Below are 15,224 nucleotides of genomic sequence, written 5' to 3' on the forward strand. Positions count from 1 at the left end.
CTCCGAGGCAAGGATGCAATCGACGCGAATTCATGCCATTCTTATAAAACCTTATTTAACAGGAGGCACCCAAGATGGCTGACAACTGGCTCAAGACTCTAATCACCGACACACCCCAAGAGGGTTACGAACTGGCGATCAAGCTGGCTCGCATGGGGGTCAAGTACACCCAACCCTCTGCCGAAGTGCGCGATAAGCTGCGCCCTGTTTACGGTGAAGACGCCAATGCCCTGATTGCATCATCCCAGGTCGTAGCCACCAACTTCCAAACGATTGCAGCTGCCAACGGCTACTGGAAATAATGGACGACACCGTACTGGCCGCCATGGCTCGCTGGCCTAATGTGCCAGCAGCCTTTGGCTGGCTGTCCTTATCGCCTCGCGGCCAGTGGTGCCTGCACCCCGCAGGCCATGGCTGGGGGCATACAAAAACCGAGCCCGGCCAGCCGATTACCAACCCGCAAATCGTGACCTTTATCGGCCGCAACTATCAGTCCGACGATACTGGCCGCTGGTTTTTTCAGAATGGTCCACAAAAAGTATATGTGCGCCTGGACGCAGCTCCCTGGATTCTCGAATTGCATCCCGGGCCAGACACCGGCCTGCATTGGCAAACCCATACAGGCCTGCCGTATGGTCCCATCAAGCAGTGGTGGGTAGACGACAACGGCTACCTCTATGCACAGGCCCCGCAAGGCGCAGGACGCGTGCTGGATCGCGATCTCGCTCGGGCAGCAGAGGCGCTGGTGACGCCCGAGCACCAGACGCTGGCAGATTGCCTGGACGCATTGCCCTCATTGCAAAGTCTGCAGACGCGGCCATTGGCAGTTGGTCTTGTTCCCGGGCCCCAACCACCGTCTGGTGCAAACATGGCACCTGTGGGATGGCTACCCACCCAGGCAGTAGCCAAAACCCTGGGTTTTCAAGCACAGCCTGCCCCCTGATTTCTCCGCGTCTACCCTCGTCTCGAGGCACTGCGCAAACCGGTGGCAAGCGGCTAAAATCAGTTCATGAATCAAACTGATCCCGCCTTCTATCATCCGGCTCCCCGTACGCAGCAGTTCTGCTCTCAATGTGGCCACCGTCTCAGCCGCGAAACTCCGCCTGATGACAATCGTATCCGGGATCTCTGCACCCACTGCGGTGCAGTTCATTATCAAAATCCGCGCAACGTCGTGGGTATCGTGCCTGTTTTGCAAGACCAGATCCTGCTGTGTCGGCGGGCCATCGAGCCCCGTTACGGCAAATGGACGCTCCCGGCGGGCTTTATGGAACTCGGAGAAACCACCGAGCAAGGCGCGATACGCGAAAATCACGAAGAATCCGGCGCACGCATTCAGGTGCGTTCTTTATTCACCGTGGTGGACGTGCCGTCTGTCAATCAGGTGCATTTCTTTTATTTGGCCGATGTCCTGGGGCCCCATCTGGCTCCAGGCCCCGAAACCCTCGAAGCCGGTTTTTTCAAGCTCGATGAGATCCCCTGGAACGACCTGGCGTTTCGCACAGTCAGCACCACCATCGAACACTATCTCAAAGACCGGCCACAAGGCGTGTTTCCCACACATCATTACGCCATCGACCTGCGCTTTCCTGATTAGGCCGCGCGCATCAGCCGATATGGTGCCATGTCGATTATCTGGGTAGACCCCAACACGCCCCTGCCAGAGATCAAGCAAACCTCTCCCCACGGACTGGTGGCGGCGGGGGCCGACCTATCGACCGCACGGTTGCTTGAGGCATACCGCAAGGGAATGTTTCCATGGTATAGCCCGGGTGAGCCCGTGCTCTGGTGGAGTCCGGATCCACGCATGCTGCTGATGTGCGGCGATCTTCACATCAGCCACTCACTGGCCAAACGCGTCCGCCAGTTTGATCGTCCTCCCCTACAGCCAACCCACCCGGCCGGCCAAGCGGGCCTGGCGATCACGCTAAACACAGCATTCGATCAAGTCATCACACACTGCGCACAGCGCAACCCACACCGGCTTGGCCTGGGTGCGGCCCGCCATACGCAGCACTGGCCGGCACCCGCCGCACCACAACCGGGTGGCACCTGGATTACACCCGATATCCGTCAGACCTACCGCGCCTGGCATCACCTGGGATATGCCCACAGCGTAGAAACCTGGATCAATGGACAGTTGGCGGGCGGCTTGTATGGCGTGTGTATCGGGCGCTGCTTTTTTGGTGAGTCGATGTTCAGCCTGGCCACAGACACCAGCAAGGTAGCGCTGGCATATCTGGTTCGGTTTCTGATGGCTCAGGGCATCCCCTGGATAGACTGCCAACAAGAAACCCCTCATCTGGCCAGCCTGGGCGCACAAGCCATCTCCCGCGATGACTTCCTGAGCCGACTGGCACAAGGGCGCGATGACACGCAGCTGCACTGGCCATCTGGCCGCCTGACAGCCGATGGGCGCTTGATACCTCTGATCCAGCCTTGAGCAACTAGGTACAAGCAGTACGCACGGTGCCACAATGTAGGCAGAGGATACGAGGCTATCTCATGAGCAAACCCAGCGAGTCGATTTTCCGCCACCTGCAGTTTTATACAACGGCCGCCTACCCCTGCAGCTACTTGCCGGGGCGCATGGCGCGATCCGAGGTGGCCGCACCCGCCCATCTGGTGGATGATGCCGCATATTCGCGCCTGATCGAACAAGGTTTCAGGCGCAGCGGCCTGTTTACCTACCGTCCTGCCTGCAACGGATGCCAGGCCTGTATTCCCCTGCGGGTGGATACTCAGCGGTTTGTGCGCAACCGTACCCAGCAAAGATTGTGGCGGCACATGCAAGAAACACTTCGCGTGCAGCTAACCCCGCTGCACTGGGATGCCAGCCACTTTGCGCTGTACCTGCGCTACCAGCAGCTGCGCCATCCGGGTGCGGGGATGGATCAGGACGACCAGGCGCAGTACACGCAGTTTCTGCTTACCAGCCGGGTACACACCGAGATGGCAGAGTTTCATGATGCCGGCGGCCAATTGCGCATGGTGGCCATCATGGATTATCTCGATCATGGCCTGTCTGCCGTCTATACCTTCTATGATCCCGACTGGCATGGCAGCCTGGGCACCTATGGCATTCTGTGGCAACTGGACTACTGCCGGCAGCGCCAGCTGCCCTGGCTGTACCTGGGCTACTGGATCGCCGAAAGCCGTAAAATGGCTTATAAGTCGCGGTTTCGCCCCCACCAGATTCTTCAGGGTGGTGTGTGGGTCGAGCCCTCCGATCCCTGATGTCCTGAATCCCCCGGATACCCATGTCTCTTTTGTTCAACGCCTATCCACTGGCCCGTGCCGCACTGTTCTCCATGGACCCCGAACAGGCGCACGAACACACGCTGCGCGCCCTGCAGCACAGCCATCAGTGCACCCTCACACGGGTGCTGTCGGCCACCGCACAACCCACGCTGCCGCGCACTGTGATGGGCTTGCCCCTGCGCAACCCCATTGGCCTGGCGGCCGGGCTGGACAAAAACGGTGCCTATATCGATGCGCTGGCCGCACTGGGCTTTGGCTTCATCGAAGTTGGCACCGTTACACCGCGCGCCCAGCCAGGCAATCCCAAGCCACGCATGTTTCGCCTGCCCCGGGCCCGCTGCCTGATCAACCGCATGGGCTTTAACAACGATGGGCTGGATACCTTTATTGCCAACGTAAAGCGCAGCCAATGGCGCAGCAAAGGCGGCATCCTGGGATTAAACATTGGCAAAAATGCAGCCACCCCCATCGAGCACGCGGTAGACGACTACCTGCGCTGTCTGGACGGTGTGTACCCGCATGCCGACTACATCACCATCAATATTTCTTCGCCCAACACAAAAAACCTGCGCAGTCTGCAAAGCCACGATGCGCTGGATGCCTTGCTGGCGGCACTGCACGCCCGTCGCCAGCAACTGGCCGAGATCCACGGACGCATGCGGCCGCTCGTGGTCAAAATCGCCCCTGATCTCGACACCGACGAAATCACGGCCGTGGGGCAGTTGATCAGCCACCATGGCATCGATGGCATTATTGCCACCAACACCACACTGTCGCGCGATGCCGTGCGTGGCTTGCCCCACGAAAACGAAGCCGGGGGGCTTTCGGGCCCACCCGTACACGCGATGTCGCTGGTGGTGATTCGCCAATTGCGCCAGCAACTGGGCGACAAGGTGGCAATCATTGGCGTGGGCGGGATCGAATCCGGCCAGCAGGCGATTGAAAAAATCCAGGCTGGCGCCGATGCAGTGCAGTTATACACTGGCCTGATCTATCGCGGCCCGGCACTCATTCGCGAGTGCGTGCAGGCGCTGGATCCCCTGTAAGCATTTGGTGTTTTGGTCATCAGGCCACCCGATGTGCCGCCTGACGGCGTGCCCGCAAGCGCCGGGCCTGTTTAAGCGCACGCCCCCGCACATAATGGTGATGCGCGCGATCCAGATACAGATATACCACGGGCGTGGTGTACAGGGTAAGCACCTGAGACAAGATCAGGCCACCCACCATGGTGTAGCCCAGGGGCTGGCGCAACTCTGATCCGGCCCCCGAACCCAGCATCAGCGGCAGGCCGGCAAACAGCGCACACAGGGTGGTCATGAGAATCGGGCGAAACCGCAGCAGGCACGCCTGATAAATGGCCTCCCGGGACGAGAGCCCCTGCTCACGCTCTGCCACGATGGCAAAGTCGATCAGCAAAATACCGTTTTTCTTTACGATACCAATCAGCAACAGCACCCCAATCAGGGCAATCACACTGAAATCCATGCCGCTGAGCATCAAAATCAGCAAGGCACCCACGCCAGCCGCCGGCAAGGTGGACAAAATCGTGAGCGGGTGGATATAGCTCTCGTAGAGCAGGCCTAAAACGATATACACCGCAATTAATGCGGCGGCAATCAGGTAAGGCTGCGTGGCGAGAGACTCCTGAAACGCCTGGGCGGTGCCCTGAAACGCGCCTTGAACAGAAATAGGCACAGCCATTTCGGCCTGTGCCTCCTGGATGGCATCCACCGCCTGCCCCAACGAATAGCCACTGGCCAGGTTGAACGAGATGGTTACCGCCGGAAACTGCCCCTGGTGATTGATGGACAGATAGCCCGTCTTCGAGGTATCTACCGTTACCAGGCTGGATAACGGTACTTGTTGGCCCGTGAGCGGCGAGCTGATATACAGGCGCGAGAACACATCGGGATCACGCTGCCATTGCGGCGTAATCTCGAGCACTACGTTATAGCTGTTGATCTGGGTAAAGAACTGCGCCACCTGGCGCTGGCCCAGTGCATCATAGATGGTGCTGTCGATCATGGCGGGGGTGATGCCAAACATGGCCGCCCGGGCGCGGTCGATCGTGACAACCGCCGTACTGGCACCATTTTGCTGGTCGGTCGCCAGATCAGTGAGTGGTGCCAGGGTACGAAACCGTTCAAGCAGCCGTGGGGCCCAGATATTAAGCTCGTCCAGGTTGGCGCTGGTAAGGGTGTACTGATATTGCGTACGCGACAGGCGCCCACCGACGTTGATGTCCTGCCCGGCCTGCATGAACAGGCGCACACCCGGCACTCGGGCCAACTGCGGGTTCAGGCGCCGGATAACTTCGTCGGCCGTTGCCGTGCGCCCCTGGCTGCGTGGTGTGAGGCTAATGAAAAACCGCCCGGTATTAAACGTAGGGGCATTGCTGGTCATGCCAAACCCCGTGATATCCGGGTCTTGCCGCAGGACATCCGCCAGCGCCATCATGCGTTCATTCATGGCCTCAAAAGAACTGTCTTGCCCCGATTCAGCAATCCCAAAAATCGTGCCAGTATCCTGCTGCGGAAAAAACCCTTTGGGGATCACGATCAGCAAGGCCACAGAAGCCGCCAGCGTCAGTAAAAACACGCAAAGCGTAGCAAAGGCGTGATTGAGCACCACATCCAAAGACCGGCGATAAGCCCCCAGCAGCCGATCAAAACCTGTCTCAAAGATCTGGTACAAGCGGCCATGCTGCCCGGGCCGCTGCTGACGCAAAAAACGCGAGCACAACATCGGCGTCAGGGTAAGGGTCACCAGCACCGAGATGCCGATGGTTATGACCACCGTGACGGCAAACTCGCGAAACAGGCGCCCCACAATGCCCCCCATAAGCAGCAGGGGGATAAACACGGCCATCAATGACACGGAAATCGAGATAATTGTGAAACCAATTTCCTGGGCCCCTCGCACTGCCGCCTCAAAGGGCCGCATGCCTTCCTCGATGTGACGCCAGATGTTTTCCAGCATGACCACGGCATCATCAATGATGAAGCCCACCGAAATGGTGAGCGCCATGAGGGACAGGTTATCCAGGCTGTAGCCTGCCAGATACATCAGTGCAAAGGTGCCCATCAGCACCAGCGGCACGGCCACACTGGCAATCAGTGTGCCCGCCACATTGCGCAAAAACATGAATATCACCAGCACCACCAGTGCGATGGACAACAACAGCGTAAATTCCACCTCGTGCACCGAGGCTTGAATATTTTGGGTACGATCAATCAGCGTGCTGACATGAATGCTGGCCGGCATGGATGCCATCAGCTTTGGCATCTCGGCCTTGATACGCGCCACGGTATCGATCACATTGGCACCGGGCTGTTTGGTCACGCCCACCACCAGAGACCGTCCATCCAATGCCACATCACCAGGCTGCGCACCTTTCCCCGCAAAGGCCCAGGCGGCCTGCTTGGTGTCCTCTGGGCCTGGGATAGCCTGCCCGATATCCCGGATTCTGACAGGCGCCCCATTGCGCCAGGCCACAATCGCGTCATTCCAGTGCTCGACACTGAGCAGTTGGTCGTTGGTGTAGATGGTATAGCTTTGTCGCGCCCCGTCTACGGTGCCCTTGGGCTGATTGACCGTGGTGCTGGCCAGCACGCCCCGGATGGATTCAAGATCAAGCCCCAGTGCGGAAATTCTCAGGGGGTCGATCTGTACGCGGATCGCGGGCTTTTGTTGCCCGAAGATATTGACCTGACCCACGCCTTCAACGCGTGAGAGCTGTTGCGCCAGGATATTGTCCGTGTAGTCGTTGACCACCGTGATGGGCAATACATCCGATTGCACCGACAGGATCAGGATGGAAAAATCAGCCGGATTGACCTTGCGAAACGTAGGCGGGCTGGGCATATTGGCAGGCAACTGCCGCGCTGCTGACGCAATCGCCGTCTGCACGTCCAGGGCAGCACCATCAATATTGCGATCCAGATCAAACTGCAAGGTAATGCGCGACTCTCCCAATGCATTTTGCGAGCTCATCTGCACCAGGCCGGGAATCGTCGAAAACTGACGCTCCAGAGGCTGTGCCACGCTGGTTGCCATGGTTTCCGGATTACCACCAGGCAATTTGGCGGTAACCTGAATAGTGGGAAAGTCTACCTGGGGCAAAGGCGCCACAGGCAACAAAGAGAAAACCGCCAGCCCCACCAAAAACAGGGCCAGCGCCAGCAGCGAGGTGCCAATGGGACGCTGAATAAACGAAGTCGAGAACTTCATGTCCGGCCCCGTCAGGATGCCGCCGGCGCGGTTGCCTGGGAGGCAGCCGGCTTGGGTTCGGCGGATTCTGGCTGAATCTCGGCGATTCGCGCGCCGGGATGCAAACGATATTGCCCATCAGTCACCACACGATCCTCAGCCGCAAGGCCTTGCTCGATGACACTGAAACCATCCTGGCTGAATGCCACCTGCACGGCTTGTGCCCGTACAGTGTCATCCGCCGACACCACATACACAAACAGGCCCTGAGCACCCCGCTGCACTGCGGCGTCGGGTACCGTCAGTGCGTGCTTGCGCACGCCCAAAACCAGCCGCACATCCACCGCCTGGCCAGGCCACAAAACCGCATCCGGGTTATCAAACCTGGCCTTGAGGCGCAGTGTGCCACTGCTGGTGTCTACCTGGTTATCCACCAACACCAGGCGCCCTTCTTTCAGTACGCCGGATTGCCCACGTGGCAACACTTGCACCTTGACTGCCGGCAGGGACGCATCGGGCGGCAAGGCATCAGCGCCCTTCAAGGCAGCCTGAATCTGCGCGTACTCGGTATCCGGCACGGTAAAGTTGACGGCAATGGGGTCTGTCTGATTGATAACCACCAGCCCCTGGCCATCCGCCGCCCGCACGAGATTGCCAGGATCCACCAGCCGGGCTCCTGTGCGCCCAGCAAACGGCGCCACAATCCGGGTGTAATCCAGCTGTACCCTGGCGGCTTGCACTTGTGCATCATCCGCCTGCACTATGGCTTGCAAGGTTGCTACCTGCGCACGTTGCGTATCCAGAGTCTGGCGATTGATGGCAGACTGGCGGGCCAGTTCGGTGTAACGTTTGAGGTCTTGCCGGGCGTTATCCAGCTGCGCCTGATCGCGGCTACGCTGTGCCAGAGCAAGATCCAGTTGAGCCTTCTGGGCACGGTTGTCCAGTTGGGCGATCAGTTGTCCTTTTTTTACCTGCTCGCCCTCAAGAAACCCCAGCGACTGCAGCTGCCCATCGATGCGGGCACGGATGGTGGCCGAATGCCATGCCTGGACAATACCCAGGCCGGGCAGGCGGATGGTGACATCCTGCACCTGAACCGGTTGTACATGCACACGCACCGCCGCCACCTGAGTGGTACTGGCCGGCACCTTGGCCTTGGGCTGGCTCACCCACCAGATCATCGCCCCCAGAACCAACAGGACAGGCACACCCACAACCAGCAGCGAACGACGAACGGACGACATTCAGAAAATCTCTCGGGAGGTTGAAAACTGCCTGGCGCCGCCCTGCTCAGCAGACGACGTGCGGTTGGAACACCAAATGGCGCCCTGTGCGAGTATACGGTCAAGCTGCATATTGAGGGTAAGCCAATCGCAGCACTTGCGGAAGAAAATACCAGAGGGTAAAGGTTGGGCCTAATATAAAGGCCCCCAAAGCTGGATCTTATCCATGCCTTGGAGGCCCTTAAGGATGTTGCTACGGAGCGTTCTTGCAGGCCCGCCTAGCGGCAGGCCCCGTGCAGCCAGTGATTAGTTGGCTGAACGACGGCTGCGTGCAGGCTTGCTGGCCTTGGAGGCGTCAGCCGCAGCCTTGAGCGTGGCGTTGGTGGCAGCAGTGAAGTTGGACTCGGCAGCACTGGCGGCCTGACGAGCGGCCTTGGTTGCCGACTCGTAAGCATTGGTGGCCGTGGCCAGCGAGGACTTCAGCAAGGCAACCGCACCTTCAGAGCCGGTGGGGGCGTTGCGGGCAAACTGCTCTACCGCGTCGGACACGCGATCCTGGCTGTCGGCCAATTGGGTTTCAGCCAATTTGCTGAGCTCGCCTTGCACACTGGCAAGAATCTCGTAAACATCCTTGCCATAGGCAACAGCCTGCTCGGGGCGAACCAAACCGGAGGTGAAAGCCAGAAGCTCTTGGGCATCCTTGAGTTCGACGGCATCTTGCGATTTCTGCGCAGCGTCGTCCAGAACAGCCTTGGTGGCTTTCAGGTTAAGGTCGACCAACTTTTCGAAGCCGCTGAAAAACGTACCTTGAACAGCCAGGAAATTGTCGATGACGGCCTTTTGTGTGGCCAGCAGTTGGGGATTTGCACTCATGATGACTCCTTGTCAATAAGTAGAAGGCTTCCTCAGAGGCGATATGCCCGGCACCTTCTCGACTGTCAGCAAGAATTGCTGCAGCGCACAATTGAAAGTTTAAATGAATCAAAATGGATGTCAACACTTATTTGCTGCGATGCAACAAATAAGTGTGTCATTTAGTGTGCGGCTTCGTAGCCCAATGCTTCCGAGATGCTGGATGTGGCTGCCATCAGCAACGGAATCCAGTCGTCACGCATGCGCTCTGCCGGTGCCGACAGCGATAAACCAGCCAGCAAGGTGCCGGTATCGTCGTAGACACCCGCCGCAATGCAGCGTACTCCAAGCTCGAGCTCTTCGTTGTCGCGCGAATAGCCGTGACGTCGTACCAGGGCCAGTTCGCGCTCGAGTTGCTCGAGTTGTGTAAGGCTGTTGCGGGTATTGCCCGCCAAGCCTGTGCGAATGGCATAGCTGCGCACATTGCGTGCATCCCAGGTGGCCAGAAACAGCTTGCCGGTGGAGGTGAGATGCAAAGGGGCACGGCCACCGATGGCACGCACCACCTGCATGCCCGAGCGCTCGCTCCAGGCACGTTCGATATAGACGATTTCGTCGCCTTGCGCCAGGGACAGGTTGACTGTCTGCCCGGTTTGACGATGAAGCTCGCGCATGGGGCCCAACGACGCAGTACGGACATCCAGGCGCCCCTTGACCAACGATCCGAGCTCCAGCAACCGCATCCCCAGGCGATACAGGCCGCTATCCACCCGCTCGACATAGCGGCCAACAGCCAGATCGGCAAGAATCCGGTGTGTGGTGGATGCGTGCAAGCCGGTGGCGGCTGCCAGGTCTTTTAGTGCAACGGGATCGCGCTGGCTGGCCAGCACATCCAGAATACGCATTGCTCGATCCAGCACCTGGATGGTGACCGCACTGGTATCCGCGACGGAGTCGTGCAACGACGGGGAGGAAGAGGAAAGCATGGAAGCCGGACTTTGCGAATGAGCCATAGAGAAAATTGTTGCAACGCGACAAATTCCATACTATGAAAAATCGGGAAGGATGGCAAGCCCCGTGATGCAGGCTTTTGTCTCTATCCGGGCAAAGGATCAGGCAGGCGGATTTAGCCGGCCACCCAGCGACTGCACTTGGGCGCGCAGCCAGGCCAAGGCTTCCGCTGCGGCAACGGGCTCGCCCTTGACCCCAAGCTCGATATGCGGATAGCCGCCTGAATCGCCAACGTTGGGCAGGCTGAACGCGCGAATCCCCGGCCACCGCAGCTCGAGCGCCTCCAGGGCAGGCGTGATGCGGGACTCGGGCAAGCCAAACAACAAAAAGGAATGCTCGACCCGCGCCTCGTGGTGATGCCAACCGGCATAACGGGTATCCAGTGTCCAGGCCATCATCGGATGCGCCATGACCGGAAACCCGGGCATGAAACTGTGATTATGAATAAAAAACCCGGGAATACGGTTATACGTATTGGGAATGATTTCGGCGCCTTCTGGAAACACGCCCATTTGCAGCCGTTGCTGGTTTTCGGGTGTAGACATATCCGCACTACCCTGCCCCTTGGCTGCCATGTCGGCACACCGCTGCGCAATCAGCTGCCCGGCCTCTGGGTGCAGCGCCAGCCCAACCCCTAATGCACGCGCGGCCGCCTGGCGGGTGCGGTCATCCGGGGTAGCGCCGATGCCACCGCAACAAAAAACCAGATCAGGTGTGGCAAAGCTGCGCTGCAGGCAGGCGGTGATCTCGTCTTCGTCGTCGGAGATGAACTCGGCCGCATTGAGTTGCATCCCACGTTCCTGCAACAGATTGATCAGGGTGCTGAAATGTTTGTCCTGTCGCCGCCCCGAGAGAATTTCGTCGCCAATGGCAATCAGCCTTACACGAGGGGCCCGGCGGGGGCTGGCAACAGTGTTGGCTGGCGTGTGTGTACGGGCGGACGAGGTCATGGGAGGTTTCCAGTAAATACAGGGAAATAAATGAGGATGCAGCCAATCAGATATCGATCAGGGTTTCGGTGCGCAGCCGCCGGATCGCATCCAGACTGAAATGGGCATAGACCAGTGCCGAGAACACCGGCATGACCAGCCAAAACAAGGGCACCAGATTGATGACTGCGAGGATGCCGGCCATCAGCCACAGGGATCTGGTGTGGCGACGCCAGAGCAGGCGCCGCTCGGGGCCACTGGCATGCTCGATCATGGCATCCACCCGCAGCATGCGATTAACCGCAAACGCCCACCAGAACACCGGCAGCACCAGGGCCATCGGCGGCAACAGCCATAAGGGCATGGTAAGCACCCAGCCCACACAAAACAGAAAGCCCACCCAGATGGCGTTCCAGGTGCCCAGAACGGTTGCGTGCTGACCTTGACGCCGCAGCCCGGGATAATCGCGCTTCTCGAGGTGCTGCAATACCAGTGGCATGACAAACACCGCGGCAATGCCCAAGCCCAATATGCCCGCCATCGGCAGCAACAGGCCGGCAGCCAGCAGTGGCACCATCCACAACTTGAGGGAAAACAGGCCAACCGCAACCAGCCAGCCATCCACGGTATTGAATACGCCCCACGAGGAGGCTTCCTGATCCAGCCAGCCTGTCAGTGGCGTCCAAAAGAACCACAGCAAAAGGGCTGCACCAAGGATGGCAACGAGAAACGGCAAAAACAGGGCCGCCAGCATGCGCGGATGCAGTTGGCTGATCAGCGCGCGCCGAAATGCCTGCCCGACCAGGGTCAGACCATTGGGAGAATGCGGGCTGCGCACGACGAGATCCTGGTGGTTCATGAATACACACACTGAAAATAACTGGGAAATTTCATACTATATTGCCCTGATGAAAGTATTCAACCCCCACTCTGATCTGGCAGCGCTGCAACAGCGGCTGGCCGACAGCCACAACACGTGCGTGGTCTGTTATTGCGCGGCCTGGTGCCGCACCTGCGATGCCTACCAACCAGCATTCGAGAACCTGGCTGCACAGCATCCCGACTGGACGTTTATCTGGGTAGACGTTGAGGACAGCCCCGAGTGGCTGGGCGATGAGGATGTCGAGAATTTCCCGACGGTGCTGGTTCAGGATGCAGGCGGGACGCGGTTCTGGGGCACCCAGCTTCCGTATATAGACCACCTGAAGCGCCTGCTGGATGGGGCAGACCGCCTGCCAATCGTGCAGGCGGGGCCCGGTAATATCCGGCATCTGGCTGCCGGTTGACCGGCAGGTAGATAGGGGGCTTAGCTGGGCTTGCCCTTGCCACCCAATAACACCCCCACCGACTGGCGTGAAGGGGTTGCGACAGGAGGGACCCCCTGACTGGGCACAGACGAAGTTGAAGGCTCGTAGGGTTTGTCGAAAAAATCATCCACAGGTGCTGCCGGCGCATGCCAGCCACCACCGCTATGCCGGGGTGCAACCACCGGCCGCCGCCGTGGCAGGCGGGGAAGATCAAGCTCGCCACGGGGTATCTTGGTTTTGATGAGCTTTTCGATGTCCAGCAAATGCCGCTCTTCGTCGGGCGCAAAAAAGGCAATGGCCTCGCCCAGAGCGCCAGCACGGCCGGTACGGCCGATGCGGTGGACGTAGTCTTCGGGATTACGGGGCAGATCATAGTTGATCACGCACGGAATACCGGCCACATCCAGGCCACGTGCGGCCACATCGGTAGCCACCAGGACTTCGAGGGTGCCCGCCTTGAAGGCCTCGAGTGCTTTCATGCGCTCGATTTGCGATTTGTTGCCATGGATGGACTCGGCCCGTACACCGTCTTGCTCTAGTTGGCGCGCCAAGCGACTGCAACCAATTTTTGTGTTGGAAAACACAATGACCTGGGTGAGCTTGCGCGACTTGACCAGATGCACCACGGCACGCCGTTTGGCATCGCCTTCGAGGCCATAGGCGATTTGAGACACCGTATCGGCTGTGGCATTGGCTCGCGCAACTTCGACTTCGACGGGGGTGCGCAAAAAGCCGCGACCCAGCTTGCGGATCTCGGGGCTGAAGGTGGCCGAAAACAGCAAGCCCTGCCGCCCGGGGGGCAGCAGACGCATGATGCGATCGAGGTCTGGCAAAAAGCCCATATCCAGCATGCGGTCGGCTTCATCCAGAACCAGAATGCCTACCTGCCCGAGATTGACGTTGCGCTGTTCGACGTGATCAAGCAGCCGTCCCGGCGTGGCAATGAGGATCTCGCAGCCCCGGCGCAACTGATCGCGCTGAGGGCGGATATCCACTCCGCCAAATACCACCGCGGCACGCAAGGGCACGTACTGGCTGTAGCGCTGTACGTTCTCGTGGATTTGGTCGGCGAGCTCGCGGGTAGGTGTGAGGATCAGCGCCCGCACAGGGTGGCGGGCAGGAGATGCACTGGTATTGGCAAACGGCATCAGCCGGTGCAGGATGGGTAAGGAAAACGCGGCTGTTTTACCCGTGCCGGTTTGGGCTGCCCCCATGACATCACGGCCACTTAGTGCGATGGGGATTGCTTTGGCCTGGATGGGTGTCGCAGACACATATCCGGAGGCCTCGATGGCTTTCATGATGCCTGGATGCAGGCCAAACTGGCCAAACGCAACAGGCGTATCGGCAATAGAATCTTGGGGGATGGTTTCGGTCATTCGTCGTAAAAGATGCGCCGGCCCAAAAAGGCCCAACGCGTGCATGAACGAAGTATTTTAACGTGCATCTCCGTTGCGCGGGCAATTGGTACAATAAAGCGCTATTAATCTGGGAGATCGCAATGTCCATGGCCGACCGCGACGGGGTAATCTGGTATGATGGCAAGCTCGTGCCTTGGCGCGAAGCAACCACGCACGTCCTGACTCATTCTCTGCATTATGGGCTGTCCGTCTTCGAAGGCGTGCGCGCCTACAAAACCGACCACGGCACGGCTATTTTCCGCCTCGAAGATCACACACGCCGCCTGTTCAACTCGGCACATATCTACCAAATCAAGATTCCGTACACCCGCGAAGCCATCTCCTCGGCTCAAATCGAGGTCGTGCGACGCAACGAGCTTGAGTCCTGCTACATCCGCCCCATCGTGTTTTATGGCTCCGAGAAAATGGGGGTGTCGCCCAAAGGCGCGCAGGTGCATGTGGCCATCGCAGCCTGGCCCTGGGGTGCCTATCTGGGCGAAGAAGCCCTCAAACAGGGCATCCGGGTCAAAATTTCCTCGTTTGCACGCCAGCATGTCAATGTCACCATGCCCCGTGCCAAGATTGCCAGCACATACGCCAACTCCATTCTGGCCAACGCCGAGGCCCAGGATCACGGCTACGACGAAGCCATCTTGCTGGACACCAGCGGCTTCGTGGCCGAAGGCGCGGGCGAAAACCTGTTTATTGTTCGGGATGGCGTGCTCTACGAACCCGATATCGCCTGCGCGCTCACGGGCATTACCCGGGCGTCCATCCACCAGCTCGCCGACGACCTCGGCCTGAAAGTGGTGTCCCGCCGGCTCACCCGCGACGACCTCTACATTGCCGACGAAGCCTTCTTTACCGGCACGGCGGCCGAAGTCACACCCATTCGCGAAATCGACGGCCGCCAGATTGGCGCCGGCGAGCGCGGCCCCATCACAGCCCAATTGCAAAAAGCGTTCTTCGATGCGGTATCGGGCAAGACGCCCAAATATCATCACTGGCTCTCGAAGGTATAACAGGAAACAC

15 protein-coding genes are annotated in these 15,224 nt (G+C 59.2%); 8 read left to right on the top strand and 7 right to left on the bottom strand.

The window, feature by feature from the left end:
* Window positions 1-74 precede the first annotated feature (74 nt).
* The 6 genes from ABS758_RS05620 to ABS758_RS05645 all read left to right on the top strand — a co-directional run bounded on the left by ABS758_RS05620 (window position 75) and on the right by ABS758_RS05645 (window position 4,307).
* A complete protein-coding gene (locus ABS758_RS05620) occupies window positions 75-302 on the top strand; it encodes a hexameric tyrosine-coordinated heme protein (protein WP_350383739.1) in 228 nt (75 codons plus the stop codon).
* Entirely contained in the window at window positions 302-943 is a 642-nt protein-coding gene (locus ABS758_RS05625; RefSeq protein ID WP_350383742.1) for a DUF2946 family protein, read from the top strand. Before ABS758_RS05620 ends, ABS758_RS05625 begins: the two co-directional genes overlap by 1 nt.
* A 66-nt stretch (window positions 944-1,009) precedes the next feature.
* Complete coding sequence (locus ABS758_RS05630) at window positions 1,010-1,597, top strand: NUDIX hydrolase (RefSeq protein WP_350383744.1); 588 nt, start codon at window positions 1,010-1,012, stop codon at window positions 1,595-1,597.
* 27 nt (window positions 1,598-1,624) lie between these two features.
* Window positions 1,625-2,443: a leucyl/phenylalanyl-tRNA--protein transferase gene (gene aat, locus ABS758_RS05635; protein ID WP_350383746.1), complete on the top strand. Its 819-nt coding sequence runs from the start codon at window positions 1,625-1,627 to the stop codon at window positions 2,441-2,443.
* Window positions 2,444-2,505: 62 nt separating this feature from the next.
* Complete coding sequence (locus ABS758_RS05640) at window positions 2,506-3,237, top strand: arginyltransferase (protein ID WP_350383749.1); 732 nt, start codon at window positions 2,506-2,508, stop codon at window positions 3,235-3,237.
* A gap of 23 nt (window positions 3,238-3,260) precedes the next feature.
* Complete coding sequence (locus ABS758_RS05645) at window positions 3,261-4,307, top strand: quinone-dependent dihydroorotate dehydrogenase (RefSeq protein ID WP_350383752.1); 1,047 nt, start codon at window positions 3,261-3,263, stop codon at window positions 4,305-4,307.
* Window positions 4,308-4,326: 19 nt separating this feature from the next.
* Here ABS758_RS05645 and ABS758_RS05650 read toward each other — a convergent pair whose 3' ends face one another.
* From ABS758_RS05650 to ABS758_RS05675, 6 genes are all read right to left on the bottom strand, one after another.
* Window positions 4,327-7,491 carry an efflux RND transporter permease subunit gene (locus ABS758_RS05650; protein ID WP_350383755.1) on the bottom strand — a complete coding sequence of 1,055 codons (3,165 nt, stop codon included), beginning with the start codon at window positions 7,489-7,491 and terminating at the stop codon, window positions 4,327-4,329.
* Window positions 7,492-7,502: 11 nt separating this feature from the next.
* Window positions 7,503-8,714 (bottom strand): efflux RND transporter periplasmic adaptor subunit, encoded by a 1,212-nt coding sequence (locus ABS758_RS05655; protein WP_350383758.1) that lies wholly within the window; start codon window positions 8,712-8,714, stop codon window positions 7,503-7,505.
* A 285-nt stretch (window positions 8,715-8,999) separates the two neighbouring features.
* Window positions 9,000-9,566: a phasin family protein gene (locus ABS758_RS05660; protein ID WP_350383761.1), complete on the bottom strand. Its 567-nt coding sequence runs from the start codon at window positions 9,564-9,566 to the stop codon at window positions 9,000-9,002.
* A gap of 161 nt (window positions 9,567-9,727) precedes the next feature.
* Window positions 9,728-10,531, bottom strand: a complete 804-nt coding sequence (locus ABS758_RS05665) for an IclR family transcriptional regulator (protein ID WP_350383763.1) — start codon at window positions 10,529-10,531, stop codon at window positions 9,728-9,730.
* Window positions 10,532-10,657: 126 nt separating this feature from the next.
* A complete protein-coding gene (locus ABS758_RS05670; RefSeq protein ID WP_350383766.1) occupies window positions 10,658-11,506 on the bottom strand; it encodes a competence/damage-inducible protein A in 849 nt (282 codons plus the stop codon).
* Window positions 11,507-11,552: 46 nt separating this feature from the next.
* On the bottom strand, window positions 11,553-12,344 hold the full coding sequence (locus tag ABS758_RS05675; RefSeq protein ID WP_350383768.1) for an EI24 domain-containing protein: 792 nt from the start codon (window positions 12,342-12,344) through the stop codon (window positions 11,553-11,555).
* On the opposite strand from ABS758_RS05675, the gene ABS758_RS05680 reads away from it, so the two are divergent.
* The gene (locus tag ABS758_RS05680; RefSeq protein ID WP_350383770.1) at window positions 12,343-12,771 is read left to right on the top strand and encodes a thioredoxin family protein; all 429 of its coding nucleotides are present in this window, start codon (window positions 12,343-12,345) and stop codon (window positions 12,769-12,771) included. The genes ABS758_RS05675 and ABS758_RS05680 overlap by 2 nt on opposite strands.
* A gap of 20 nt (window positions 12,772-12,791) precedes the next feature.
* Here ABS758_RS05680 and ABS758_RS05685 read toward each other — a convergent pair whose 3' ends face one another.
* Complete coding sequence (locus ABS758_RS05685) at window positions 12,792-14,171, bottom strand: DEAD/DEAH box helicase (RefSeq protein WP_350383772.1); 1,380 nt, start codon at window positions 14,169-14,171, stop codon at window positions 12,792-12,794.
* A gap of 122 nt (window positions 14,172-14,293) precedes the next feature.
* Here ABS758_RS05685 and ABS758_RS05690 point away from each other — a divergent pair, with 122 nt between their 5' ends.
* Window positions 14,294-15,214: a branched-chain amino acid transaminase gene (locus ABS758_RS05690; RefSeq protein ID WP_350383773.1), complete on the top strand. Its 921-nt coding sequence runs from the start codon at window positions 14,294-14,296 to the stop codon at window positions 15,212-15,214.
* Window positions 15,215-15,224: the final 10 nt, after the last annotated feature.

Source organism: Castellaniella sp. FW104-7C03 (genome assembly GCF_040276085.1).
Taxonomy (GTDB): Bacteria; Pseudomonadota; Gammaproteobacteria; order Burkholderiales; family Burkholderiaceae_B; genus Castellaniella.

Coding starts and splice junctions, on each gene's coding strand:
- ABS758_RS05690 (WP_350383773.1), top strand. CDS start 14,294: ATGTCCATGGCCGACCGCGACGGGGTAATCTGGTATGATGGCAAGCTC.
- ABS758_RS05665 (WP_350383763.1), bottom strand. CDS start 10,531: ATGCTTTCCTCTTCCTCCCCGTCGTTGCACGACTCCGTCGCGGATACC.
- ABS758_RS05675 (WP_350383768.1), bottom strand. CDS start 12,344: ATGAACCACCAGGATCTCGTCGTGCGCAGCCCGCATTCTCCCAATGGT.
- ABS758_RS05645 (WP_350383752.1), top strand. CDS start 3,261: ATGTCTCTTTTGTTCAACGCCTATCCACTGGCCCGTGCCGCACTGTTC.
- ABS758_RS05640 (WP_350383749.1), top strand. CDS start 2,506: ATGAGCAAACCCAGCGAGTCGATTTTCCGCCACCTGCAGTTTTATACA.
- ABS758_RS05685 (WP_350383772.1), bottom strand. CDS start 14,171: ATGACCGAAACCATCCCCCAAGATTCTATTGCCGATACGCCTGTTGCG.
- ABS758_RS05670 (WP_350383766.1), bottom strand. CDS start 11,506: ATGACCTCGTCCGCCCGTACACACACGCCAGCCAACACTGTTGCCAGC.
- ABS758_RS05625 (WP_350383742.1), top strand. CDS start 302: ATGGACGACACCGTACTGGCCGCCATGGCTCGCTGGCCTAATGTGCCA.
- ABS758_RS05660 (WP_350383761.1), bottom strand. CDS start 9,566: ATGAGTGCAAATCCCCAACTGCTGGCCACACAAAAGGCCGTCATCGAC.
- ABS758_RS05680 (WP_350383770.1), top strand. CDS start 12,343: ATGAATACACACACTGAAAATAACTGGGAAATTTCATACTATATTGCC.
- ABS758_RS05620 (WP_350383739.1), top strand. CDS start 75: ATGGCTGACAACTGGCTCAAGACTCTAATCACCGACACACCCCAAGAG.
- aat (WP_350383746.1), top strand. CDS start 1,625: ATGTCGATTATCTGGGTAGACCCCAACACGCCCCTGCCAGAGATCAAG.
- ABS758_RS05630 (WP_350383744.1), top strand. CDS start 1,010: ATGAATCAAACTGATCCCGCCTTCTATCATCCGGCTCCCCGTACGCAG.
- ABS758_RS05655 (WP_350383758.1), bottom strand. CDS start 8,714: ATGTCGTCCGTTCGTCGTTCGCTGCTGGTTGTGGGTGTGCCTGTCCTG.
- ABS758_RS05650 (WP_350383755.1), bottom strand. CDS start 7,491: ATGAAGTTCTCGACTTCGTTTATTCAGCGTCCCATTGGCACCTCGCTG.